Genomic DNA, 22959 nt, shown 5'->3' with positions numbered 1-22959 from the left:
ATCGCCGTGTTAGACGATGCGAGGCGCGCCGTAGCCTTATGCGAACCCTTGCGGATTCTGCGACTGCCAGCGCCAGTGATCCGCGCACATGCGCTCGATGCCGTGCTCCGCGCGCCAGCCAAGCAGCTTCGCGGCGGCGGCGGGGTCCGCATAGCACGAGGCCACATCGCCGGGGCGACGCGGCACGAGTTCGTACGGCACGGGCTTGCCGGACGCCGCTTCGAACGCCTTCACGACATCCAGCACGCTATAGCCCTGGCCCGTGCCGAGATTCACGACGAAGCTGCGATCCAGCGACTTCAGCGCGTCGATCGCCGCAATGTGTCCGCGCGCCAGATCCACGACGTGAATGTAGTCGCGCACGCCGGTGCCGTCGTGCGTATCGTAATCGCTGCCGAACACGCGCAGCCTTTCCAGCTTGCCGACCGCCACTTGCGCGACATAAGGCATCAGGTTGTTCGGAACGCCCGCCGGGTCTTCGCCGATCAGCCCGCTTTCATGCGCGCCCACCGGGTTGAAATAGCGCAGCGTCGCGATGCGCCATGACGGATCGGAGACTTCGAGATCGCGCAAGATCTGCTCGGCGATGAGCTTCGACTGGCCATAGGGATTCGTGGCCGACAGCGGAAAGCTCTCGTCGATGGGCACGCTTTGCGGCACGCCGTACACCGTTGCCGACGAGCTGAACACGAAGTTGCGGACGTTGCGTTCGCGCATCACGTTGAGCACGGCAAGCAGGCTGCCGATGTTGTTGCTGTAATACTCGATAGGTTTCGCGACCGATTCGCCCACTGCCTTCAACGCGGCGAAATGGATCGCGCCCGTGATGGCGTGTTCGTCGAAGATGCGGTTCAGCGCGGCTTCATCGCGCGCGTCTTCCTGATAGAACGCAACGCGCTTGTCCGTGATGCGCTCGACGCGCTTCAACGACTCCGCGCGGCTGTTGACGAGATTGTCGATGACCGCGACACCGTAACCCGCTTCGAGCAGCTCGACGCAGGTATGCGAACCAATGAAGCCCGCGCCGCCTGTCACGAGAATCGTGCCCTTCGTACCTTTTCCAGCGTCATTCGGCGACATGTTGCCGTTCATCATGTGCTCTCCAGGAAGCGCAAATCAGAGTGAAATGCCGGTAATGGCGTGTATTGTGCTCTTGTATCGTTCGACGACGTTTTTCTCGTCGAATTCGCGGGCGACTTTTTCGCGGCCACGTTGAGCCATCGCCTCGCGTTGTTCGATCGGCAGCGTCAGCATGCGTTCGAGTTGAACGGCCAAACTGTCCGCGCTCTTGACCTCGCACAGCAGGCCGGTTACGCCGTGTTCGACCACTTCGCGGCAGCCGGGCACGTCGGTGGCGACGATCGGGCGTCCCATTGCGGAGGCTTCCATCAGCGTGCGCGGCACGCCCTCGCGGTACGACGGCAGCACGACACAATCGGCCGCCGCGATGAGCGGGCGAACATCGTTCGCTTCGCCCAGATACTCGACGATATTCTCACGCTCCCACGTCTCTACGTCCGTGCGGCTGATCGCGCTGGGATTATCCACGCCGACGGGCCCGAGCAGCTGAAAACGCGCGTGCGGATAGCGCCGGCGCAAACGCCGCGCCGCTTCGACATATTCGGCCACGCCCTTATCCCACAGCAGCCGTCCGATCAGAATAAAGACGAAATCTTCGCGGCGCGGTAACGGCACGAGCGAGAAATCGTCCAGATCGACGCCTTCTCCGTGCAGCCGCCGCGCACGGTCAGGATGCGCGAGCAGGTTTCCATCGACGAAAGCCTGATGATCGTCGCGATTGAGGAACCACACTTCGCGCGGAAAGCGGAACGCAAAGCGATAAAGACGCTTGGCGATCTGCGCGGTGCGGCTCTTCTGGATAAACACGTAGCCCAGGCCCGTCGTCACCGCGATGGATGGAACACGCGCGAGCATCGCGGCGAGCGAGCCGTAGATGTTCGGCTTGATCGTGTAGTGAAAGACGAGATGCGGACGCGTCGCGCGATATTCGCGGTACAGCGCGCGCATCGTCTTCACGTCTTCACGCGGATTCGTGCCTTTCGATGCCACCGGCAATTCCACGCAGCGGCAGCCCATTTCGATGAGCGGCTCGAACGTGCGGTCGCGCGGCGCGATGATCGTCACTTCGGCGCCGCGTTCGGTCAACATGCGCAGCACGCCGCGACGATACGTGTAAATGGCCCAGGCCGTGTTGCACACGAGGGCGATGCGTAGGCTAGACTTGGCTTTGTTCATCCGGAACTTGGTGTTTTCAGGCGCGATGGTGCGATGCCGTCGGCTTCATGCCGGCGACGATGCGTTGAGGAGCTTCGCCTTCAATTCGCGCAGCGCGCGGTAGGGGAGCAGCAGATGCGCGATGCTTTTCATGACGCCGATCCAGTCGAATGGATTCGCCGCACGGAAGTAACGCAATTGCAGGCGCAGCGTTGACAGCGTCTGCGTTCGGCGCTTGGTCGCGCTGATGCCCGCTTCGTTCAATTCATAATAAAGGCCGAATTCCGGCAGATTCGCGCCGTCGTAGCGCGCCATGAGACGCAGCAACAGATCGAGGTCTTCCGCTGCGCGATACTCGGCGCGATAGTTGCCGACTTCGCGCACGGCATCGACGCGAAGCATCAGCGATGGATGCGCGAAGCACGAGCGCGCGAGCATTGCGCGGCGAATCGCGGCGTCGTCGGTGGGCGGCGTGAGGTCGAAGAGCGGCGCACCGTTCGTCGCGACGACATGTGTCCACATGCCGAGCACCGCGACTCGCGGATGCGCGTCGAGATACGCGCGCTGCTTCGCGAGGCGGCCGGGCGTCGCGAGATCGCCTGCGTCGATGCGCGCGGCATAGCGGATCCCGCGCTCAGCGAGCGCATCGATGCCCGCTTGCAGCGCGCGCTCGATGCCGCCGTTCTTCGTCATGCGCAGGATCTCGATGTCGAGGCCGTCGATAGCGGGCGCGGCGATCGGCGGCGTGCTGCCGTCATCGACGATCAATACGCGCACCGGCGACGCCTCGCGAAACGACGCGAGCGTGCGTTCCACGTCGACCTGGCCGTTGAACGCGGGCATGAGGATGGCGACATCGGATAGGGCGTTCATGCGCGCAGCCGGAGACGGATGTAGTAGAAGTTGACCGACGCCGCCGCGAGATAACCCGCCGCCAGCCCGACGAGCGCGCCATAACCTTCGAAGCGCGGAATGGCCCACGCGTTCACCGCGAAGGCGACAGCGAGCGCAAGCAGCCACTTGGATAGCAGCACGTACCTCGCCTGAAACTTCAACACGACGAGATTGCCGATGGCCTCGATGCCCGCGGGTACCGAAAGCCACACGGCCCAGCGAAAAATGCCTGCGGCGCCCGCGTAATTCGGCCCGAACACGCGCGCGATGATGAAGCCCGCGAGCGCATCGAGAACGGCGGCGCCCGCGATCATCAGCGCGGCGGTCATCGCGAAGAGGCGCAGCAGATTGCGCTTGAGGCGCGGCGTTTCCTGCACGCGATACACGAACGCCGGCGCGATGGTTTGCGAAAGCATCAACGCGAGCGCGATCCAGTTCTCGTTCAACTGTTGCGCGGCCGAATAAAGCCCGAGCTCCGCGAACGATACGCGATGCGCGAGCATCAGACGATCGAGCTTCAGAAACAGATACATGCAGATGAGCCCGAGCCAGAACACGGTGCCCGCGCTCGCGAAGTGCTTGAAGAGCGCGCGGTCGAAGCGCCAGCCGAGCGTGCCGCCGTGACGGCGCATGTAATAAAGCACGAGCGCGCCGCCGATGGCCGCGGCTTCGAGCGCCCAGAGCCAGCCGAAGCTCGCCGCGTGCGCCGCCATGCACACGAGCATATACACGAGCGCCGCCTTGACGATGGCCGTGCACATGCTCGCGATCAATTGCGGCTTGCTGTAGGTCATGCTTTGCAGCCACGCGTTGATGACACCGATGAACGGCTCGCGAAAGAGGAGGGTGACGGCAAGCCCCGCGAGCATCGCGCCGACGAGCGGGTCCACGCCGCCCGCCGCGATCCACGTCCACGTCAAGAGCAGCGCGACGACCGACACGCTCATGCGCAGCACGAACGCGCTGCCGAGCACCGCGCCGGTCTGCGCGGGCGGCTTCGCGACGATGGTCGGCACCAGTATTTCCGCGCCGCACACCCAGGTGATCGGTGCGATCACGAGCAGGAGCGTGTTCGCGTATTGCCATTTGCCGAATGCATCGGGACCGAGATAACGCGCAAGCAGCCCTGAAATGACGATGGCGACAGCGATCTGCGTGAGCCGCTCGAGCCCCAGCCAGACAATGTTGGTGAGCGCGCGGGCGACGTCCGGATTGCCCGAGCGCGTGAGCATTCTCATGGGCGTCGTCCGCCCGCTTGTTCAGGCACGCGGCCTGCTACCGTAGCCTGTTCGCCGCGCAGTGGTGTGCGGGAAAATTGCGTGTGGGCGTGAATGGCGGTCAAGTTTTGTGCGTTTGCGCCCGAAGGCGCCTCATTCGTCGGGACGAAGGCGAAAGAGCGTTTAGGCATTGGATTAGAATGAATGCGCAGGCTTGAACCGCGGCGCGCAACGTCGAAGGCGCTGAAAGACAGCGATTATAAGTGCGAACGGAAACGCTTCCTTCGTGCGAGCTTTCAACCTGGCTTGCCTGTTTCGCGATGGCCAATCACACATGCGCAGCATTCGTCATGTCATGCCTCGCAGTCGTACGCGCGCATGCCGGTGTGGTCGGGCGCGCTCATATCGTCACGACCTGCACGCCCTTATGGCTGCATCGCCGAGAATTCATCAATTAATACAGAAGAGGTAGCCATCTCATGAGCCAAGTATCCCAGTCCATTTTCAAGGCTTACGACATTCGCGGCATCGTCGGCAAGACGGTCGATAGCGATGTCGCGAAGAGTATCGGCCGCGCGTTCGGCAGCGAGATCCGCAAGCAGGGCGGCGATTCGGTCGTCGTCGCGCGCGACGGCCGGCTCTCCGGTCCCGAGCTCGTCGGCGCGCTTGCCAACGGCCTGCGCGAAGCGGGCGTCGATGTGATCGATGTCGGCATGGTGCCGACGCCCGTCGGCTATTTCGCGGCGAGCGTGCCGCTGCCTTTGCCTTCCGGCGAACGGCGCGTGGATTCGTGCATCGTCGTGACGGGCAGCCACAATCCGCCCGATTACAACGGCTTCAAGATGGTTCTGCGCGGCGCGGCCATCTACGGCGAGCAGATTCAGAGTTTGTATCAGCGCATCGTCGGTGACGACTTCACGTCGGGCGAAGGCAGCTATACCGAATTCGACGTATCGCAGATGTATCTGGACCGCATCGTGTCGGACGTGAAGCCGGTGCGCGGGATGAAGATCGTCGTCGATACGGGCAACGGCGTCGCGGGCGGTCTCGCGCCGCGTCTTTTCAAGGCGCTCGGCTGCGAGCTGGTCGAACTCTTCACGGAGATCGACGGCAACTTCCCGAACCATCACCCGGACCCGGCGCATCCCGAGAATCTGCAGGACGTGATTCGCGCGCTGAAGGAAACGGACGCGGAAGTCGGCTTCGCATTCGATGGCGACGGCGACCGTCTCGGCGTCGTGACGAAGGACGGCCAGGTGATTTACCCGGACCGTCAGTTGATGCTGTTCGCGCAGGAAGTGCTGTCGCGCAACAAGGGCGGCCAGATCATCTATGACGTGAAGTGCACGCGCAATCTCGCGAAGTGGGTGCGCGAGCAGGGCGGCGAGCCGGTCATGTGGAAGACGGGTCACTCGCTCGTGAAGGCGAAGCTGCGCGAAACGGGCGCGCCGCTCGCGGGCGAAATGAGCGGCCATGTGTTCTTCAAGGACCGCTGGTACGGCTTCGACGACGGCCTGTACACGGGCGCGCGCATGCTCGAAATCCTGTCGCGCGTGGACGATCCGAGCAAGCTGCTCAACGGCCTGCCGAACTCGCTGTCGACGCCGGAACTGCAACTGAAGCTGGAAGAGGGCGAGAACTTCGAACTCATTTCGCGCCTGCAGAAATCGGCGAAGTTCGAAGGCGCGGACGACGTGCTGACCATCGACGGCTTGCGTGTCGAATACCCGGATGGCTTCGGGCTCGCGCGTTCGTCGAATACGACGCCCGTGGTCGTGATGCGTTTCGAAGCGGATAGCGAAGAAGCGTTGAAGCGCATCCAGGAAGATTTCCGCCGCGTGATTCTCGCGGAGAAGGCGGACGCGAAGCTGCCGTTCTGAGTGCGGTTTTGTGAAGACGGCGCGATCGGGAGGTCGCGCCGTTTTTGTTTGTACCGGGCAAAGCCTGTCGAATAACGGTTTTTCTGCCCCGCCGCCCAACCAACCCGCGCTAAAATCCCCGCTCCCGTTTCCTCTTCGCGCGAGCCGCGCCTTTCCTCACAGCGTGCAAAAGATCCTGATCGTCCGGGTGTCGTCGCTTGGCGACGTCGTTCACAACATGCCGGCCATCGCCGACATTCGCCGCCGCTATCCCGACGCGCAAATCGACTGGCTCGTCGAAGAAAGTTTCGCGAGCCTCGTCGAACTGGTCGATGGCGTGCGCCGTGCGATTCCGTTCTCGCTCAGGCGCTGGCGCAAGGGTTTCGCGTCGGCGGCGAACTGGCGCGAGATACGCAGATTCCGGCGCGAACTGGCGGCCGAGAAATACGATCTCGTGATCGACTGCCAGGGGCTCATCAAGACCGCGTGGGTTGCGAGCTGGGCGCGCGGGCCGCTCGTCGGACTCGCGAATCGCACGGACGGCGCAGGCTTCGAATGGCCCGTGCGCTTCTTCTATGATCAGCGCGTGCCGATCGAGCCGCGCACGCATGTCGTCGAACGCACGCGGCAACTCGTGGCCGCCGCGCTCGACCTGCCGCGCCCGCAGACCACCGACGACATCGACTTCGGCATCGACACGCGCCGCGCGGCGCTCGCCGTGTCCGCGCTCGGGCTGAATCTGCCGGTGCCGTATGTCGCGTTCGTGCACGCCACGTCCCGCGCGGACAAGCAATGGCCCGAAGCCGCGTGGATCGAACTGGGGCAGGCGCTCGTGACGCGCGGCGCGTCCATCGTCCTGCCGTGGGGCAGCGACGCGGAGCGCGCGACGAGCGAGAAGCTCGCGAAGGAGTTCGGCGCGGCGGCCATCGTGCCGCCAAAGCTCTCGTTGCCGGCGGTCGTCGGCCTCATCGACGGCGCGGCTGCGACCGTCGGCGTCGATACGGGCCTCGTTCATATTGCCGCAGCCCTGAAGCGGCCCACCGTCGAGTTGTACAATTTCTCGACCGCATGGCGCACCGGCGGCTACTGGTCGCCGAACGTGATCAACCTGGGCGACGCGAGCCGGCATCCGACGCTCTCCGAAGTGAAGGCCGCCCTCGCGGGCTTCGGCCTGCTGTAACGCTCGAGGCTCCCGCCTCGCGCCGTGCGCGGGCCAACACAAGTTCGAGAGCACATGACGGAATCTCAAATCATCGAAGTCGCATCGTGCGACTGGCAGGGCAAGAACCTGTCCGTGCCGCGCGAGGCGCTGCTTGCCGGCGTGGAAGACGGCAAGGTCCTCTATTTTCCCAACTTGCGGTTTGCAATCGAAGGCGGCGAGCAGGCGCTGCTCGACCCGAAGATCGCGGACCCGAAGCGCAAGAACATCAGCCTCGCGCCCAACGGCGGCGCGCTCAACGGCGTGCTCGGCGACAACGTGATGCAGTCGGCGGTGCGCTCGCTCATCGCGCGGTATCAGGCGAACGCGCGCTCGCTCGTCGACGGCCTCTTTCCCGAATACGACGGCAAGCTGCGCGTCGCGCCGACGAGTCTGCGGCTGCATCAGGTGGAAACACGCGAAACGTCGTGGCGCAAGGACGACAGCCGCCTGCATGTCGATGCCTTCCCGTCGCGCCCCAACTACGGCGAGCGCATCCTGCGCGTGTTCACCAACGTCAATCCGAACGGCACGCCGCGCGTGTGGCGCGTCGGCGAGCCGTTCGAGCACATGGCGCGGCGCTTCCTGCCCGACATCAAGCCGCAGGCGCCGGGTTCGGCGTGGCTCATGAATCTGCTGCACATCACGAAGAGCAGGCGCAGCGAGTATGACCATCTCATGCTGCATCTGCACGACGCGATGAAAGCCGACCTCGATTATCAGAAGTCCTCGCCGCAACAAACCATGCCGTTTCCGCCCGGCTCGGTGTGGGTCTGCTTCTCCGATCAGACCTCGCACGCGGTGATGTCCGGCCAGTACATGATGGAGCAGACCTTCTTTCTGCCCGTCAAGGCGATGGCGCGGCCCGATCACGCACCGCTCGGCATTCTCGAACGGCTCAAGGGCAGGGCGCTCGTTTGAGCGGCGCTCCCTCCGCGCCTTCCGCGCCCGCTGCGCCGCTCTCGGCCGTCGTGCTGAGGGCGATCTATCGCGCGATGTGGTGGATCGTCGCGCCGCTCGCGGTGCTGCGGCTACTGATCCGCTCGCGCAAGGAACGCGGTTATCGCGAGCATATCGGCGAACGCTTCGGACGCGGCCCCGCGCGCCGCGCCGACGATCTCGCGCCGCTCATCTGGGTACACGCGGTGTCGGTTGGCGAGACGCGCGCCGCGCAGCCGCTGATCGAAGCGTTGATGAAGACGCATCCCGAAGCGCGCGTGCTTCTCACGCACATGACGCCGAGCGGCCGCGCAACGGGGTTCGAACTTTTCGGCAATCGCGTGATGCGCAGCTATCTGCCGTACGACTTGCCGCATCTCGTGCGGCGTTTTCTGCGCGCGTGGCGGCCGTCGCTCGTCATCGTGATGGAAACGGAAGTGTGGCCGACGCTCATCGACGAATGCCGTCGCGCCGATGTGCCGCTCGTGCTGACGAATGCGCGCATGTCGGAGCGGTCGTATCGGCGAGCGGCGCGTTTCGGCCGCCCGGTGCGCGAAGTGTTCGGCGGTTTCTCGCGCGTGCTCGCGCAGACGCCGTCCGATGCCGAACGGCTGACCGCGCTCGGCGCGCGCAACGTGGCGGTGCTCGGCAATCTCAAGTTCGACATGACGGCGCCGCCCGAACTCGTGGCGCGCGGACAGGCGTGGCGCGCGGCCATCGGCGAGCGGCCCGTGTGGGTCGCCGCGAGCACGCGCGAAGGCGAGGAGACGCTTGTCCTGCGCGCGTTCGCCGCGCTGAACGTGCCGGGCGCGCTGCTCATTCTCGTGCCGCGCCATCCGCAACGTTTCGATGAAGTCTCCGCGCTGATCGCGACGGCGGGCATGACCGGCGCGCGCCGTTCCGTGTGGGCGCCCAAGCCCGTCGCGGCGGGATCGGGCGCGGACGTGCCGCCGCCGTTGCCATCGGGCGTGCAGGTGTTGCTCGGCGATTCGATGGGCGAACTCGGCGCGTACTATGCCGCCGCCGACCTCGCGTTCATCGGCGGAAGTCTGCTGCCGCTCGGCGGGCAGAACCTGATCGAAGCGTGCGCGGCCGGCGTGCCGGTGCTGATCGGGCCGCATACGTTCAACTTCACGCAGGCGACCAACGACGCCATCGCGGCGGGCGCGGCGCTGCGCATCGATAGTCCGCAGGCGCTCGCGCAGGGCCTGCGCGAGCTCTTTAGCGACAAGCCACGGCGCATCGCGATGAGCGCGGCGGCGGCGGCGTTCGCGGCGCGGCATCGCGGGGCGACGGAACGGACGGTGGATATTCTGGGCGTGATGCTGGAGGAGGAGAGCGCAGCGGGCTAGCAAAACCCGCACGGTTCGTTCGTGGAATGGCGTTTGCGAAACGATGGAAGGATCGATCGTCTGCGCGACAACAGGCGGAAAGCGAACGGTCGGTCGGCAACACGCGACCGGCTCACGCTGATCGACCCGGATGGCCAAGCTACGCATCGTGTCAACGTTGTGCGAACGAAGAGGACTCCAGCATGAAGACAGCTCCGCCCACCAGCAAGACCGAGCAGGACGCCAAGGCAGAAAACCAGTCCGGCAAGCCTGCGACGACGAGCAGCAGCAAGCCCGCCAGCGGCCAGCACGCGGCGAATCACACGAAAGCCGGCAAGGACCACGGCGCCGGCGGCGGCGCGAAGCAACGGCACGGTTCGCGCTGACCGTTTGCTAGTGGAAAAATGCGCGGCCGCAGGCGATACGCGTCGCCTGTGGCCGCGTGCCATTCAGCTACCGAGCAAACCCTTTTTCTCGATAAACGCGATCACCCGGTCCAGCCCTTCGAGCGCCTTCAGATTGCACATGACGAACGGCCGCTCGCCGCGCATCTTCCTGGCGTCGGACGCCATCACGTCCAGATTCGCGCCGACGTATGGCGCGAGATCCGTCTTGTTGATGACGAGCAGATCCGACTTCGTAATGCCCGGCCCGCCCTTACGCGGAATCTTCTCGCCGCCCGCCACGTCGATCACATAGATGGTCAGGTCAGACAGTTCCGGGCTGAATGTCGCGGCCAGATTATCGCCGCCGGATTCGATGAACACGATATCCGCATCCGGGAAGCGCGACACCATGCGGTCCACCGCTTCCAGATTGATCGACGCGTCTTCGCGAATCGCGGTATGCGGGCAGCCGCCTGTCTCCACGCCCATGATCCGCTCGGCCGGCAGCGCGCCCGCGACGGTCAGGAGGCGCTGATCTTCCTTCGTATAGATGTCGTTGGTGATGGCGACGAGATCGTAGCGATCGCGCATCGCCTTGCAGAGCATTTCGAGCAGCGTCGTCTTGCCGGAGCCGACCGGTCCGCCGACGCCCACGCGCAACGGCGGCAGTTTCTTCGTTCGGCGAGCGGCGGCGGAATAAGCGGGAGCGTTCATGCGATATCGGTTCTAAGCAGGATTTACGAGCGAAAGAGCCGCGAATACTGCGACTCGTGCCGCGCCGACAGAATGCCGAGTTGCGGCGCGAATGTGTTGATGTGCTCGGGCGAGGTGGCGAGCGCGCGAGCCACCGCATCGTCGATCGGCCCGCGCAACGCGACGATGATCCGCTGCCCCGCGAGCTGACCGAGCGGCACGGCCTTCAACGCAGCGGCCGCCTGATTCTCGACCCAGCTGAACGCATAAGCGGCGAGCGCCGCATCGGGCGCGGCATTGTGTGCATACGCGGCGAATGCGAACGCCGTGGGTTGCGCGACGGGCTTCATGGCGGCGAGCGTTTGGCGCCGAGCGGCATCGCCCCATTCGAGTGAAGCGCATAGTTGCGCGAGCGACCATCCCATCTGCTCGGTTTCGCGTCGCAGTTCGGCGGATTCGCGGCTCGCGATGTACTCGTCGTTGGCTTGCGCGAGCGATGCTGCATCGTGCGCGCGCCAGCGTTGCATCTGATGCGCGATGAAAGGCAACTCGCCGCGCGCAAGGACATTCGCGAGACCGCTTGCGATCCACTCGCGCGTCGTGTCGGCATCGCGAATGAAGCCGTGTTCGATCGCGGCTTCGAGACCTTGCGAATAACTGAACGCGCCGATAGGCAGCGCCGGCGACGCGAGGTGCAGAAGCGCAGTGAGTTCAGTCGTGCGCATGACCGTGGCGATGGTGATGCTCGTGAGCGTGGTCATGTGCGTGGTCATGCCCGCACTGCGAATGATCATGCCCGTGATGCTCGTGATAGACCTTCTGCGCGAGCGCATAGTCCTCGCTGAAAGTCTCGTCATGGCCATGCTTGTGACCGCCGCCATACGCGCCCGTTTCCGGCTGAAACGGCTGCGATTCGCGCGTCACAGTGGCGCCCAGTCGCGCGATCATGTCTTCGAGCACGGCATCCGCTTCGAGCTTCAGATGATCCGCGTGAATCTCGACCGGCGTGTGCCGGTTGCCAAGGTGATACGCCACGCGCATCAGCGTGAGCGGATTCACGGCACGCACGACAAGCACGTCCTCGGCCGCCGCGACGATACGCACGAGCCCGCCATCGTCGGCGACGAGAACGTCGTCATGCGCGAGCACGGTGCCGCGCGGCATCACGAGCGCGACTTCCTCGCCGTTGTCGAGCGTGACTGCAAGGCGGCTCTTGCAGCGGGCATCGAAAGGGAGCGTCAGCGTGGGCGCACGCTTGATGAGCACGGGAGCGAGTCTGGCGGTAAGACGTTTGTCGAGGGTACGCATGAGACGGTCAGAACAGGAAGTAGCGTTGCGCCATCGGCAGCACGGTGGCGGGGTCGCAGGTGAGCAGTTGTCCGTTCGCGATCACCTGATAGGTCTGCGGATCGACGCTGATGGACGGCTGCCATGCATTGTGAATCATGTCGGCCTTCGTCACATGGCGGCAATTCTTTACCGCGACGACCTGTTTCTTCAGGCCATAACGATCGGTTATACGCGACTCCATCGCCAGTTGCGACACGAACGTGAGCGATGTCTTGCCGAGCGCGCCGCCGCGCGTCGCGAACATTTCGCGGTAATGCACCGGCTGCGGCGTCGGAATCGAGGCGTTCGGATCGCCCATTTGCGCGAGCGCGATCATGCCGCCCTTGACGATCATCGCGGGCTTCACGCCAAAAAACGCCGGCTCCCAGAACACGAGATCGGCCCACTTCCCGGGCTCGATGGAACCCACTTCATGCGCGATGCCGTGCGTGATGGCCGGGTTGATCGTGTACTTCGCGACGTAACGTTTCGCGCGGAAATTGTCGTTGCGCGCGTTGTCTTCCGGCAGCGCGCCGCGCTGCACCTTCATCTTGTGCGCCGTCTGCCATGTGCGGATGATGACTTCGCCCACGCGCCCCATTGCCTGCGAGTCGGACGACAACATGGAGAGCGCGCCGAGATCGTGAAGAATGTCCTCCGCCGCGATCGTCTCGCGCCGGATACGCGACTCCGCGAACGCAATGTCTTCCGCGATCGACGGGTCCAGGTGATGACACACCATCAACATGTCGAGATGTTCGTCGAGCGTGTTGACGGTGTAGGGCCGCGTCGGATTGGTGGAAGAGGGCAGCACGTTCGGCTCGCCGCACACCTTGATGATGTCCGGCGCATGGCCGCCGCCCGCGCCTTCCGTGTGATACGTGTGGATCGTGCGGCCCTTGAACGCGGCCACCGTCGTTTCGACGAAGCCCGCTTCGTTCAGCGTGTCCGTGTGAATGGCGACTTGCGTGTCGGTATCGTCCGCCACCGAGAGGCAGTTGTCGATGGCCGCGGGCGTCGTGCCCCAATCCTCGTGCAGCTTCAGACCGATGGCGCCCGCCTTCACTTGCTCGATGAGCGGCTCGGGCAGGCTCGCGTTGCCCTTGCCGAGAAAGCCGAGATTCATCGGCCAGCCGTCGGCGGCTTGCAGCATGCGTTCCATGTGCCACGGTCCCGGCGTGCAGGTCGTCGCGTTCGTGCCGGTCGCGGGGCCGGTGCCGCCGCCGAGCATCGTCGTGACGCCGCTTGCAAGCGCCTCGTCGATCTGCTGCGGACTAATGAAGTGGATATGCGTGTCGATGCCGCCTGCGGTCACGATCATGCCTTCGCCCGCGATCACTTCGGTGGCCGCGCCGATCGCAATGGTCACGTTCGGCTGAATGTCGGGATTGCCCGCCTTGCCGATTGCGAAGATGCGCCCGCTCTTGATGCCGATATCGGCCTTCACGATGCCCCAGTGATCGAGAATCAGCGCATTCGTGATGACCGTGTCGACCACGTCGGCGGACGCGCGTTGCGACTGGCCCATGCCATCGCGAATCACCTTGCCGCCGCCGAACTTCACTTCTTCGCCGTACGTGGTGAAGTCGCGTTCGACTTCGATGATGAGATCGGTGTCCGCAAGGCGCACGCGGTCGCCGGTGGTCGGGCCGAACATTTCCGCATATGCGCGGCGGCCGATGCGTAGCGTCATGTCGTGGAGGTCCTGGTCAGAGGGGGCCCATTACGAGGCCATTGAAGCCGTACACGTGGCGATCGCCCGCGAGCGCGACGAGTTCGACCGTGCGCTCCTGTCCCGGCTCGAAGCGCACGGCGGTGCCCGCCGCGATGTTCAGCCGAAAGCCGCGCGTCTTTTCGCGGTCGAAGAGAAGCGCCGTGTTGACTTCGTAGAAGTGGAAATGCGAGCCGACCTGCACGGGCCGGTCGCCGCTATTCGCCACGACGACGGACACGGTCTCGCGGCCTGCGTTGAGTTCGTGCTCGCCGTCGTCGATCAGATATTCGCCGGGAATCATCGTGTGCGTCTTCAAGGAATGGGATGGTGGACGGTCACGAGCTTGGTGCCATCGGGGAACGTGGCCTCGATCTGAATGTCGGGAATCATCTCCGGCACACCTTCCATCACATCGTCGCGCGTGAGCAGCGTGGTGCCGTAATGCATGACTTCCGCGACGGTCTTGCCATCGCGCGCGGCTTCCATCAACGCGGCGGAAATGAACGCCACCGCTTCCGGATGATTGAGCTTGAGGCCGCGTGCGCGACGCCGTTCGGCGAGCAGCGCCGCCGTGAAAATCAGAAGTTTGTCCTTCTCGCGAGGCGTGAGTTTCATGGAGTTGTTCTGTTAAGCGATGGGCTTTGTCATGCTAGCACTTGCTCTTGTTTTCGCGGACCGCGTTTCGGCCGGGATTCGAATGAAGCGGCGTTGCGCTCCAAATATGATCGGATTCAGGCATGGAGTCGAAGGCGTTTGAAGCGGCGCGACAGCGAGCGCAGTGCGCCGCGCACGGCAAAGAGCTGCTGCATGAATGATCCCCTTTAGGCTTTCTAATGGCCGCGTTTGATGTGCGCGGCTCTTGACGAGCGATGCAGAAGCGAGAGCCGTGCCATCAACTCAAAAGCCTTGTGCCGCCTGGGCTGCCGCGCCGCATGCACGGTTACAGGGCGCGCGTATGCGCCTTCATGGTGCGCGTTTCAGGTGGTCCAGAGCCTGAGCGGTTGCGCGGCGACGCCATGCACGAGCGGGCGCAGTTGCGTCCAGCATGCGGTGAGCGCGCGTTGCAGCGGCTCCATCGATCGGCTGATGGCGCGCACGATCAACACGCCCGGCGCCACGCATGATGCCGCCGCGCGCATTTCATCGTCGAACGGCAACTGCGCGGTGAGTGCTTCGGCTAACGTGTCGTCGCATGCGGGTCCGATCGCCCATAGCGTGCCGTAGGCGGGATAGCCTGCGAGCCCGTGCGATGCATCGCGCAAGGGATCGTTGGCATCGATCAGGTTGCGCTCGAACCACAGCGCGGGTCCATCGCGCTGCGAGATGCGCGAGACCGCCTTGATGCGCCCCTGCGTCCATCGTTCGCCGGCGGCGGCGCGGCCGAGCAGCATCGCATCCCAACCGATGGCCGTCGCGCCTTCATCGAGCGTGACGTTGAAGGCAAGCTCCACATTCGACGATTCGAACACGATGTTGTTCTGCGGGAGCCAGTCGAGCTTCGCGTGCGGCGCAAGATGAATGTCGATGCGCTGCGTCGCGAGCTTGCCGTTGGCCTTGTACCACTTGGTCGCGCCGGGCGTCGTGATGACGGCGTGCGTGTCTTCACCCAGCTTCACGTCGACGAACAGGCGGTCTCCACCCGCGACGCCGCCCGGCGGATGCACGATCACCGCGTGGCAGATATCGCCCTCGGGATAGAGCGGCCGCTGCACGCGCAGCGGCCCTTCATGCTTGCGATGCGCGCAGACCGTGCGGCCATGCTGCCGCGCAAAGCCGAGTTCGAGCGTGCCGCGCCAGACATCCGGCTGCGCGAGTGCCGCGTGAGATTCGTGATGCATGGAAGCAATGCGTTAGGAGCGGTCCACCATCATACGGCGATCAGCTCGCGCACTCCATGCTGATCCATCTCCGAACCCGCGCCGCCCGCGACGATCTCACCGCGACTCATCACCCAGTAGCGGTCCGCGAGCTCGCGGGCGAAATCGTAATACTGCTCGACGAGCAGCACCGTCATGCCCATTTCATCGACGAGCTGACGCAGCGTCCGGCCGATGTCGCGAATGATCGAAGGCTGAATGCCTTCGGTCGGTTCATCGAGTATGAGCAGTTGCGGCTCGCTCATCAACGCGCGGCCTATGGCGAGCTGCTGTTGCTGTCCGCCGGACAGATCGCCGCCGCGCCGATGCTTCATGTCGCGCAGCACGGGAAAGAGGGCATAGATGTGATCGGGAATCTTCGCGGGCGCCTTGCGGCTCGCCGCGCCGACGAGCAGGTTCTCCTCCACCGTCAGACGCCCGAAGATATCGCGGCCCTGCGGAACATACGCAAGACCGCTCGCGACGCGCGCATGCGTCGGCATCGACGATATCTTCGCGCCGCGCCAAGTGATGCTGCCGCTTCGGGTCGGCACCACGCCCATCAGGCAGCGCAGCAGCGTGGTCTTGCCGACGCCGTTGCGGCCGAGCAGCACGGTGAGCTTGCCATCGGGCACGGTCATCTTCACATTGCGCAGAATGTGGCTGCCGCCGTAATACTGATTGAGCGATTCGACTTCGAGCATTGAGTGATTCCGATATCAACGGCCAAGATACGATTCGATCACGGCCTCGTCGCGCTTCACGCCATCGAGCGTGCCTTCGGCGAGCACGCTGCCTTCGGCCATCACCGTCACCTTGCCGCTCGCGCCCGCAAGCGCCGCGACGAACTCCATGTCGTGCTCGACCACCATCATCGAACACGACCCGCGCAGTGTGTTCAGCAGCTCTGCCAGTTCCATGGTTTCGTGATCGGTCATGCCGGCAGCGGGTTCATCGAGCAGCAGCAGGGCGGGCTGTTGCATCAGCAACATGCCTATTTCGAGCCGCTGCTTCTGCCCGTGCGACAGCTCGCCTGCAAGGCGCGTCGCCTGATGCTGCAAGCGGATGAGTTCGAGCGTCTCTTCGATTCGCGCTTGCGCCGCGCGGTCCAGCCGCGCACGCAACGACGCAAACCATCGCTTGTCCGTCTTCATCGCGAGTTCGAGGTTCTCCCACACGGGATGATTCTCGAAGACGGTCGGCTTCTGAAACTTGCGGCCGATGCCGGTCCGCGCGATCACAGGCTCCGACATGCGCGTGAGATCGAACGTCTGCCCGAGAAAGACCTTGCCGTCATCGGGCCGCGTCTTGCCCGTGATGACGTCCATCATCGTGGTCTTGCCCGCGCCGTTCGGACCGATCACGCAGCGCAACTCGCCCACGTCGATGGACAATGTGAGCTTGTTGAGCGCGCGAAAGCCGTCGAAACTGACGGTCACGTCTTCGAGATAAAGGATCGTGCCGTGCGATACATCGATTTCGCCCGGCTGAAGCACATGGCCGAGTCCCGAGCTGACGTTGATGTTCTTGTGCCCCGGCGCGCTGGAATCGGGCGCCTGCGGAATCGGCGGCAAATCGACGATCAATGCATGATGCGCGGTCATTCGGCGGCGTCTCCCTGAGCTTGGCGGCGGCGGGCTACATCGATGAGACCCATGATGCCGTTGGGCAACAGCAGCGGCACGAGCGTGAAGATGAGGCCGAGAAAGAACAGCCAGTATTCCGCGAAATACGCAGTAAAAAAGCTCTTTGCGCCGTTGACCGCGAACGCGCCGATGATCGGCCCGATCAACGTGCCGCGTCCTCCGACCGCGACCCATATCGCCATTTCGATTGAATTGGCGGGCGACATCTCACTCGGATTGATGATGCCGACCTGCGGCACATACAACGCGCCCGCGATGCCGCACAGCACGGCGGACACGGTCCAGATGAAGAGCTTGTACGCGAGCGGACTATAGCCGAGGAACATGAGCCGCGCCTCGCCATCGCGCACGCCTGTCACGACGCGCCCGAGCTTCGACGTGACGATCCCGCGCGCCACGAGGAACGCAAGCACGAGCACCCCGAACGTGATGAGGAAAAGGACCGTGCGTGTGCCCGCGTGCGTGATCGGAAAGCCCGCGATGCGCTTGAAGTCCGTGAAGCCGTTATTTCCGCCGAAGCCCGTCTCGTTGCGATAGAAGAGCAGCATCGCGGCGAAGGTCATGGCTTGTGTGATGATCGAGAGATAGACGCCCTTCACGCGCGAGCGGAACGTGAAGAAGCCGAAGACCCATGCCAGCACTCCCGGTACGAGCACGACGAGAAGCAGCGCATACCAGAGATGCTCCGTGCCTTGCCAGTACCACGGCAGCGCGTGCCAGTCGAGAAACACCATGAAGTCCGGCAGATCGCTCTGATACGTGCCTTCGCGTCCGATGGAGCGCATCAGATACATGCCCATTGCGTAGCCGCCGAGCGCGAAGAAGAGCGCGTGGCCCAAACTAAGGATTCCGCAGTATCCCCAGACGAGATCGAGTGCCAGCGCGCCGATGGCATAGCACATGAGCTTGCCGACGAGCGTCATCGCGTAGGCCGACAGATGGAACGTGCTGGTGTCGGGCAGCACGAGCGCCGAGAGCGGCACGCCGATGCCCATTGCAATGACAAGCGCCATCAATGCGATCCAGCCATTGCGCGGCAACAGCGCGGCGCGCGGCGGCAGGCCGAGCGCGAAGCCCGCGCGTGCGGCGCTTTCCTCTGGTTTCGGCGCGACGTCCAGATTAGCGCCGATGTTGGTCGTGGCGGTCATGAATCAGGCCTCCGCGCTGCGGCCCTTCAGGGCGAACATGCCCTGCGGTCGCTTCTGGATGAACAACACGATCAGCACGAGCACCGCGATCTTCGCGAGCACCGCGCCCCAGAACGGCTCGATCGCCTTATTGACGAGTCCGAGCCCGAAGCCGCCGATCACCGTGCCCGCGAGCTGGCCCACGCCGCCGAGCACCACGGCCATGAACGAATCGATGATGTAGCTCTGCCCGAGGTCCGGGCCCACATTGCCGATCTGCGACAGCGCGCATCCGCCAAGCCCTGCAATGCCCGCGCCGAAGGCGAACGCATACGAATCGACGCGTGCGGTCTTGACGCCCACGCACGCGGCCATGCGGCGATTCTGCGTAACCGCGCGCACGAAGAGCCCGAGGCGTGTGCGCGTCAACACGCCCCATGCAATCAGCACGACTGCGAGCGAGAACGCGAGAATCGTCAGGCGGTTATACGGCAGGATGAGGTTCTGCATCACCGTCACGCCGCCGCTCATCCATGAAGGGTTCGTGACCTGCACGTTCTGCGCGCCGAAGAGGGTGCGCGTCGCCTGAATCAGAATGAGGCTGATGCCGAACGTCGTGAGCAGTGTTTCGAGCGGTCGCCCATACAGATGCTTCAGCACGAGCCTTTCCAGCACGATGCCGACGAGCGCCGCCGCCACGAACGACGCCGGCACCGCGAAGAGCGGATACCAGTTGAACGCCGCGGGCGCGTAATGCTGCACGAGATTTTGCACGACATACGTGGCATACGCGCCGATCATCAGGAATTCGCCGTGCGCCATGTTGATGACGCCGATCAGCCCATACGTGATCGCCAGTCCCAATGCAGCCAGCAACAGCACGCTGCCAAGCGACAGGCCCGCGAAGAGCGTGCCCGCGATTTCACTGCGGCGCTGGATCGAATCGAGTGCTTCGATACCGGCTTGCGCCGCCGCGCGCACGCGTTCATCGGACTCGTTGAAACTGCCATCGGCTTTCTTCGCGACGATGGGGCGCAGCAGTTCATACATGTCGAGATCGTGCCGCGCCGCCACCAGCCGCGCCGCTTCCAGGCGCTTGTCGACATCGGGGTCATGCAGCGCGGTCATCGCCCAGAGTGTGTCGAGGCGCTTCTTCAATTCGGGGTCCGTCTCGGCGGCGCGGGCGCGATCGATCATCGGTTTCATCGATGCGTCCGGGCTCTTCAACAATGCGGTGACTGCTTCACGGCGCTTCGTCAGGTCGGGCGATGCAAGCTGAAGGCCCGATAGCGCGCCCGCCACTTTGGTGCGCAACTGGTTGTTCAGCGTGATCGCCTGCGCATCCGGTGCATCGGCGATCTTGCCGGTGATGGCGTCCTTGTTGCCGTCGTCGGTCTGCACATAGACGTGGCCGTTATCGGTGGCGACGAGCGAACCGTCCGCGAGCGCGTTGAGCACTGCAACGGAAGGCGCGTCCGCGTTGGCGATGAGCTTGTCGATGGCGGCGGACTTGGCTTCGAAGTCATCGCCTGCGAGCGGCGCGAGGTCATCGGCGGTGAGCGCATGCGCTGAGAACGGCGCGAGCGCGATGACGAGCGCGAGCATCGCACGCAAGAAGGGGAGCACAACGGAGCCGTTCATAAGGGCCTTTGTGGTGAGACCGGAACGGCCGCACGCAACGTTCCGTCACGCGCGGCCTTGCTTCATGCGATCGACGCGTCAGGCGACCTGCACGCGCGAGCGGCGCAGGAAGGACGGAATCGACGTGACGATATCCGGCTTGCCCTGATTGCCCGCGATATACGGGCTCCACGGCTGCGCGCGAACCGCGGTCTTCGTCTTCCACACGACGTTGAACTGCCCGTCGCCGCGAATCTCGCCGATCATCACCGGCTTATGCAGATGGTGATTGCCATCCATCGTGAGCGTGAAGCCGGAAGGCGCGGCGAAGCTCTGGCCGATCATCGCGGTACGCACTTTGTCGACGTCCGTGCTCTTCGCTTTCTCCACGGCCTGCTTCCACATGTGAATTCCGACGAAGGTCGCTTCCATCGGATCGTTTGTCACGCGCTTGTCGCCGCCCGGCAGGTTTTGCGTCTTCACCCATTCGGCGAACTGCGTTTCGAAGGTCTTGTTTTTCGGGTTCTTGACCGACATGAAGTAGTTCCATGCGGCGAGATGGCCGACGAGCGGCTTCGTGTCGATGCCGCGCAGTTCTTCTTCGCCGACCGAGAACGCGACCACGGGCACGTCCGTCGCTTTCAGCCCTTGATTGCCGAGCTCCTTGTAGAACGGAACGTTCGAATCCCCGTTGATCGTCGAGACGACCGTGGTCTTTCCCCCTTGCGCGAAGCTCTTGATGTTCGCGACGATGGTCTGATAGTCGCTATGTCCGAACGGTGTGTAGACCTCCTGAATATCGGCATCCTTGATCCCTTTCGAATGGAGAAAGGCGCGCAGGATCTTGTTGGTCGTGCGCGGATACACGTAGTCGGTGCCGAGCAGGAAGAAGCGTTTCGCGCTACCGCCTTCCGGTCCCATCAGATATTCGACTGCGGGAATGGCCTGCTGATTCGGCGCCGCGCCGGTATAAAACACGTTGCGCGACATCTCTTCGCCTTCGTACTGCACGGGATAGAAGAGCAGGCCGTTGAGTTCCTCGAAAACGGGCAGCACCGACTTGCGCGACACAGACGTCCAGCAGCCGAACACGCAGGCGACCTTGTCCTGCGTGAGAAGCTGACGCGCTTTCTCGGCGAAGAGCGGCCAGTTCGAAGCGGGATCGACGACGACCGCCTCGATCTGCCGCCCCATCACGCCACCGTTCTTGTTGATATCGGCGATGGTCATGAGCGCGGTGTCCTTCAGCGATGTCTCGGAGATCGCCATCGTGCCGGACAGCGAGTGCAGCACGCCGACCTTGATCGGACCGGTATCGGCGGCTCGGGCCCTGGAGATGGGAAGCTGTCCCGCGAGGGCGAGCGCGCCCGACATGGAACCGAACTTCAGCAGACTGCGTCGTTTCATTGATGTGTTCCCCTTGCCGATATGTTTGTGTCGCTCCTTCGGGAGCAGAGATGAGGCGGGTCGTTTGACGTGGTTGACGACTGACCGGCGGGGAATGAATTGCAAGGTGTATGCCAATGAGGGTCGTAATCACGGGTGGCGCGGGTCTGCCGGGGTTTTGCGTTGCTTGTGAGAGACGGGATGACTCGCTGAACCGATCGGGTTTGGTGCACGCGGGACGGGACTTGCATTGTTCCGGTGCGAAGGGGCTTGTTGTTGCGCTGTGTTCTTGGCTCGGTTCGATTGTGTGATCGGGCGTGGGTTTGCGTCGGTCGGATTGTTTGCGTTTGAGCAGAACAGGTGCGCCTATCGAGTCGGCGCTCCCGGCACATGCTTTCGGCGGTGTGAAAGTTTCTCTCGCAGACCACTCGCATCAGCGACAAAAAGTAGCGAACGTGGGTGCATGAGGCGCCGTGGAAGCGTGCTGTGGTGGCGTATTACAAAAGTTAGGATGACGATTCGATGTCGGAAACTCACGCACATCGCCGGGAAAACGGCGTGAAGCATTCACACGCACATCGCCAGGAGAAACCAGGAAAGCGCGGCTGGCAGGAAAAGCCGGTCAGCGTCGTGCCGTTGCAAGTGCAAATGGCGCTCCGGGACGCGATGCGCGAGGAACATATCGCGGACGTTGAGTTTGATGATCTGCTTTGGATCCTGGCGCAGGAATCGGCCGGCATAGTTGGCGCGAAAAACAGCGATTCGACCGCCCGCGGACTGTTCCAATTGCTCCACGCGCAGTACAGTTTGAACCCGCACGGCGAAGCGTCGTTCGGGAACGCCGTCGAAGAATGCCAAGGCGGAATCCACTACATCTATGGGCGTTATCACACGGCGTCCAACGCCCGTGATTTTTGGAAACGTCACCACTGGTATTGAACATGCGCCGGAAGCCCTCACTGCTGTGCGCCTGCATACTCTTGGTGATATCGAGCATCACGCGCGCGCAAGACGTTCCGGCCTTCGCGGACTGCGCCGCCACCGTCCAGTCGACGTCGAGACGGCCGGTCCTAAAGTTTGCCGATGCGCGAGCGCGCAAGTATCGCGGTGTTCTTCGCGATGCCACCAACGGCCCGGTCAACTTCGCCGGCCATTACGTGTTGGCCGAATGGGGTTGCGGGTCGGGTTGTGTGATGGCGGCGGTCATCGACAAAATCTCAGGGCGTGTGACGTCCCTGCCGTTCTCCGTTTCCGACTGGCCGCTCGATGTGACGGAGCCGCTGCAGTATCGCGCGGACAGTTGTCTTCTGATCGTTCAAGGAAGCCGCAACGAAAGCAGGGAACACGGCAGGTATTACTACTCTTTCGATGGGGCGGTGTTCCGGTTGACTGTTGAACGCCTGCTCGATGACTCCTATCACGGGCGACGCTAATTGCATCGCAGAAAACGGCGGTCAGTTGGCAGGCTCAGCATGCCGAAATTTGACACCACGCAAGGCAATTCGCAGCCAGCCCCGGGCGCAGCAGCG

At 63.7% G+C, this 22959-nt stretch carries 23 protein-coding genes; 7 read left to right on the top strand and 16 right to left on the bottom strand.

Annotated features, from left to right (window positions below; genetic code table 11):
* Nucleotides 1-36: 36 nt before the first annotated feature.
* From galE to GV035_RS20480, 4 genes are read right to left on the bottom strand one after another with little or no spacing between them, the layout of a single operon-like run.
* On the bottom strand, nucleotides 37-1095 hold the full coding sequence (gene galE / locus GV035_RS20495) for a UDP-glucose 4-epimerase GalE (RefSeq protein WP_236572674.1): 1059 nt from the start codon (nucleotides 1093-1095) through the stop codon (nucleotides 37-39).
* Nucleotides 1096-1116: 21 nt separating this feature from the next.
* Nucleotides 1117-2256 (bottom strand): glycosyltransferase family 4 protein, encoded by a 1140-nt coding sequence (locus GV035_RS20490; protein WP_159836787.1) that lies wholly within the window; start codon nucleotides 2254-2256, stop codon nucleotides 1117-1119.
* A 45-nt stretch (nucleotides 2257-2301) separates the two neighbouring features.
* Nucleotides 2302-3108 (bottom strand): glycosyltransferase, encoded by an 807-nt coding sequence (locus tag GV035_RS20485; protein WP_159836786.1) that lies wholly within the window; start codon nucleotides 3106-3108, stop codon nucleotides 2302-2304.
* Nucleotides 3105-4367, bottom strand: coding sequence for an oligosaccharide flippase family protein (locus tag GV035_RS20480; RefSeq protein WP_159836785.1), 1263 nt, complete (start codon nucleotides 4365-4367; stop codon nucleotides 3105-3107). Before GV035_RS20480 ends, GV035_RS20485 begins: the two co-directional genes overlap by 4 nt.
* Before the next feature lie 458 nt (nucleotides 4368-4825).
* On the opposite strand from GV035_RS20480, the gene GV035_RS20475 reads away from it, so the two are divergent.
* From GV035_RS20475 to GV035_RS20455, 5 genes are all read left to right on the top strand, one after another.
* Nucleotides 4826-6226 carry a phosphomannomutase/phosphoglucomutase gene (locus GV035_RS20475; RefSeq protein WP_159836784.1) on the top strand — a complete coding sequence of 467 codons (1401 nt, stop codon included), beginning with the start codon at nucleotides 4826-4828 and terminating at the stop codon, nucleotides 6224-6226.
* Nucleotides 6227-6389: 163 nt separating this feature from the next.
* Nucleotides 6390-7385 carry a lipopolysaccharide heptosyltransferase I gene (waaC, locus tag GV035_RS20470; RefSeq protein ID WP_159836783.1) on the top strand — a complete coding sequence of 332 codons (996 nt, stop codon included), beginning with the start codon at nucleotides 6390-6392 and terminating at the stop codon, nucleotides 7383-7385.
* A 54-nt stretch (nucleotides 7386-7439) separates the two neighbouring features.
* Complete coding sequence (locus tag GV035_RS20465; protein ID WP_159836782.1) at nucleotides 7440-8324, top strand: Kdo hydroxylase family protein; 885 nt, start codon at nucleotides 7440-7442, stop codon at nucleotides 8322-8324.
* Between the two features lie 50 nt (nucleotides 8325-8374).
* A complete protein-coding gene (gene waaA / locus GV035_RS20460) occupies nucleotides 8375-9694 on the top strand; it encodes a lipid IV(A) 3-deoxy-D-manno-octulosonic acid transferase (protein ID WP_159838107.1) in 1320 nt (439 codons plus the stop codon).
* Between the two features lie 182 nt (nucleotides 9695-9876).
* Nucleotides 9877-10059, top strand: a complete 183-nt coding sequence (locus GV035_RS20455; RefSeq protein WP_159836781.1) for a hypothetical protein — start codon at nucleotides 9877-9879, stop codon at nucleotides 10057-10059.
* A 63-nt stretch (nucleotides 10060-10122) separates the two neighbouring features.
* On the opposite strand, the gene ureG is transcribed toward GV035_RS20455, so the two are convergent.
* The 12 genes from ureG to urtA all read right to left on the bottom strand — a co-directional run bounded on the left by ureG (nucleotide 10123) and on the right by urtA (nucleotide 21451).
* A complete protein-coding gene (gene ureG / locus GV035_RS20450; RefSeq protein ID WP_159836780.1) occupies nucleotides 10123-10773 on the bottom strand; it encodes an urease accessory protein UreG in 651 nt (216 codons plus the stop codon).
* A 23-nt stretch (nucleotides 10774-10796) separates the two neighbouring features.
* Nucleotides 10797-11477, bottom strand: coding sequence for an urease accessory protein UreF (locus GV035_RS20445; protein WP_159838105.1), 681 nt, complete (start codon nucleotides 11475-11477; stop codon nucleotides 10797-10799).
* Complete coding sequence (gene ureE, locus GV035_RS20440) at nucleotides 11464-12060, bottom strand: urease accessory protein UreE (protein ID WP_159836779.1); 597 nt, start codon at nucleotides 12058-12060, stop codon at nucleotides 11464-11466. The genes GV035_RS20445 and ureE overlap by 14 nt, the downstream gene beginning before the upstream one ends.
* A 7-nt stretch (nucleotides 12061-12067) precedes the next feature.
* On the bottom strand, nucleotides 12068-13774 hold the full coding sequence (gene ureC / locus GV035_RS20435) for an urease subunit alpha (RefSeq protein ID WP_159836778.1): 1707 nt from the start codon (nucleotides 13772-13774) through the stop codon (nucleotides 12068-12070).
* Nucleotides 13775-13790: 16 nt separating this feature from the next.
* Nucleotides 13791-14096 carry an urease subunit beta gene (locus tag GV035_RS20430; protein WP_159838103.1) on the bottom strand — a complete coding sequence of 102 codons (306 nt, stop codon included), beginning with the start codon at nucleotides 14094-14096 and terminating at the stop codon, nucleotides 13791-13793.
* Nucleotides 14097-14107: 11 nt separating this feature from the next.
* Nucleotides 14108-14410: an urease subunit gamma gene (locus GV035_RS20425; RefSeq protein WP_008342482.1), complete on the bottom strand. Its 303-nt coding sequence runs from the start codon at nucleotides 14408-14410 to the stop codon at nucleotides 14108-14110.
* A gap of 362 nt (nucleotides 14411-14772) precedes the next feature.
* Nucleotides 14773-15633, bottom strand: coding sequence for an urease accessory protein UreD (locus GV035_RS20420; protein ID WP_159836777.1), 861 nt, complete (start codon nucleotides 15631-15633; stop codon nucleotides 14773-14775).
* Nucleotides 15634-15662: 29 nt separating this feature from the next.
* Nucleotides 15663-16355, bottom strand: coding sequence for an urea ABC transporter ATP-binding subunit UrtE (gene urtE / locus GV035_RS20415; RefSeq protein ID WP_159836776.1), 693 nt, complete (start codon nucleotides 16353-16355; stop codon nucleotides 15663-15665).
* A 15-nt stretch (nucleotides 16356-16370) separates the two neighbouring features.
* Nucleotides 16371-17255, bottom strand: a complete 885-nt coding sequence (gene urtD, locus GV035_RS20410) for an urea ABC transporter ATP-binding protein UrtD (protein WP_236572673.1) — start codon at nucleotides 17253-17255, stop codon at nucleotides 16371-16373.
* Entirely contained in the window at nucleotides 17252-18445 is a 1194-nt protein-coding gene (gene urtC / locus GV035_RS20405) for an urea ABC transporter permease subunit UrtC (protein WP_159836775.1), read from the bottom strand. Before urtC ends, urtD begins: the two co-directional genes overlap by 4 nt.
* 3 nt (nucleotides 18446-18448) lie before the next feature.
* On the bottom strand, nucleotides 18449-20065 hold the full coding sequence (urtB, locus tag GV035_RS20400) for an urea ABC transporter permease subunit UrtB (RefSeq protein WP_159836774.1): 1617 nt from the start codon (nucleotides 20063-20065) through the stop codon (nucleotides 18449-18451).
* A gap of 78 nt (nucleotides 20066-20143) precedes the next feature.
* The gene (gene urtA, locus GV035_RS20395; RefSeq protein ID WP_159836773.1) at nucleotides 20144-21451 is read right to left on the bottom strand and encodes an urea ABC transporter substrate-binding protein; all 1308 of its coding nucleotides are present in this window, start codon (nucleotides 21449-21451) and stop codon (nucleotides 20144-20146) included.
* Nucleotides 21452-21952: 501 nt separating this feature from the next.
* Between urtA and GV035_RS20390 the strand changes: the two genes are divergently transcribed.
* Together GV035_RS20390 and GV035_RS20385 are read left to right on the top strand one after the other, a co-directional pair.
* A complete protein-coding gene (locus GV035_RS20390; RefSeq protein ID WP_159836772.1) occupies nucleotides 21953-22369 on the top strand; it encodes a hypothetical protein in 417 nt (138 codons plus the stop codon).
* A gap of 2 nt (nucleotides 22370-22371) precedes the next feature.
* Nucleotides 22372-22863 (top strand): hypothetical protein, encoded by a 492-nt coding sequence (locus GV035_RS20385; RefSeq protein WP_159836771.1) that lies wholly within the window; start codon nucleotides 22372-22374, stop codon nucleotides 22861-22863.
* Nucleotides 22864-22959 lie beyond the last annotated feature (96 nt).

It is taken from the genome of Burkholderia sp. 8Y, assembly GCF_902506145.1.
Lineage (GTDB): Bacteria > Pseudomonadota > Gammaproteobacteria > Burkholderiales > Burkholderiaceae > Caballeronia.
Note: the sequence above shows the minus strand (reverse complement) of the source record. Positions and strands in the feature narration are given on the sequence as shown.

Coding starts and splice junctions, on each gene's coding strand:
- GV035_RS20390 (WP_159836772.1), top strand. CDS start 21,953: ATGTCGGAAACTCACGCACATCGCCGGGAAAACGGCGTGAAGCATTCA.
- ureE (WP_159836779.1), bottom strand. CDS start 12,060: ATGCGTACCCTCGACAAACGTCTTACCGCCAGACTCGCTCCCGTGCTC.
- GV035_RS20465 (WP_159836782.1), top strand. CDS start 7,440: ATGACGGAATCTCAAATCATCGAAGTCGCATCGTGCGACTGGCAGGGC.
- galE (WP_236572674.1), bottom strand. CDS start 1,095: ATGATGAACGGCAACATGTCGCCGAATGACGCTGGAAAAGGTACGAAG.
- urtA (WP_159836773.1), bottom strand. CDS start 21,451: ATGAAACGACGCAGTCTGCTGAAGTTCGGTTCCATGTCGGGCGCGCTC.
- GV035_RS20430 (WP_159838103.1), bottom strand. CDS start 14,096: ATGATTCCCGGCGAATATCTGATCGACGACGGCGAGCACGAACTCAAC.
- GV035_RS20385 (WP_159836771.1), top strand. CDS start 22,372: ATGCGCCGGAAGCCCTCACTGCTGTGCGCCTGCATACTCTTGGTGATA.
- GV035_RS20455 (WP_159836781.1), top strand. CDS start 9,877: ATGAAGACAGCTCCGCCCACCAGCAAGACCGAGCAGGACGCCAAGGCA.
- ureG (WP_159836780.1), bottom strand. CDS start 10,773: ATGAACGCTCCCGCTTATTCCGCCGCCGCTCGCCGAACGAAGAAACTG.
- GV035_RS20425 (WP_008342482.1), bottom strand. CDS start 14,410: ATGAAACTCACGCCTCGCGAGAAGGACAAACTTCTGATTTTCACGGCG.
- GV035_RS20420 (WP_159836777.1), bottom strand. CDS start 15,633: ATGCATCACGAATCTCACGCGGCACTCGCGCAGCCGGATGTCTGGCGC.
- urtE (WP_159836776.1), bottom strand. CDS start 16,355: ATGCTCGAAGTCGAATCGCTCAATCAGTATTACGGCGGCAGCCACATT.
- GV035_RS20490 (WP_159836787.1), bottom strand. CDS start 2,256: ATGAACAAAGCCAAGTCTAGCCTACGCATCGCCCTCGTGTGCAACACG.
- urtD (WP_236572673.1), bottom strand. CDS start 17,255: ATGACCGCGCATCATGCATTGATCGTCGATTTGCCGCCGATTCCGCAG.
- GV035_RS20475 (WP_159836784.1), top strand. CDS start 4,826: ATGAGCCAAGTATCCCAGTCCATTTTCAAGGCTTACGACATTCGCGGC.
- urtC (WP_159836775.1), bottom strand. CDS start 18,445: ATGACCGCCACGACCAACATCGGCGCTAATCTGGACGTCGCGCCGAAA.
- GV035_RS20445 (WP_159838105.1), bottom strand. CDS start 11,477: ATGCGCACGACTGAACTCACTGCGCTTCTGCACCTCGCGTCGCCGGCG.
- GV035_RS20485 (WP_159836786.1), bottom strand. CDS start 3,108: ATGAACGCCCTATCCGATGTCGCCATCCTCATGCCCGCGTTCAACGGC.
- urtB (WP_159836774.1), bottom strand. CDS start 20,065: ATGAACGGCTCCGTTGTGCTCCCCTTCTTGCGTGCGATGCTCGCGCTC.
- GV035_RS20480 (WP_159836785.1), bottom strand. CDS start 4,367: ATGAGAATGCTCACGCGCTCGGGCAATCCGGACGTCGCCCGCGCGCTC.
- ureC (WP_159836778.1), bottom strand. CDS start 13,774: ATGACGCTACGCATCGGCCGCCGCGCATATGCGGAAATGTTCGGCCCG.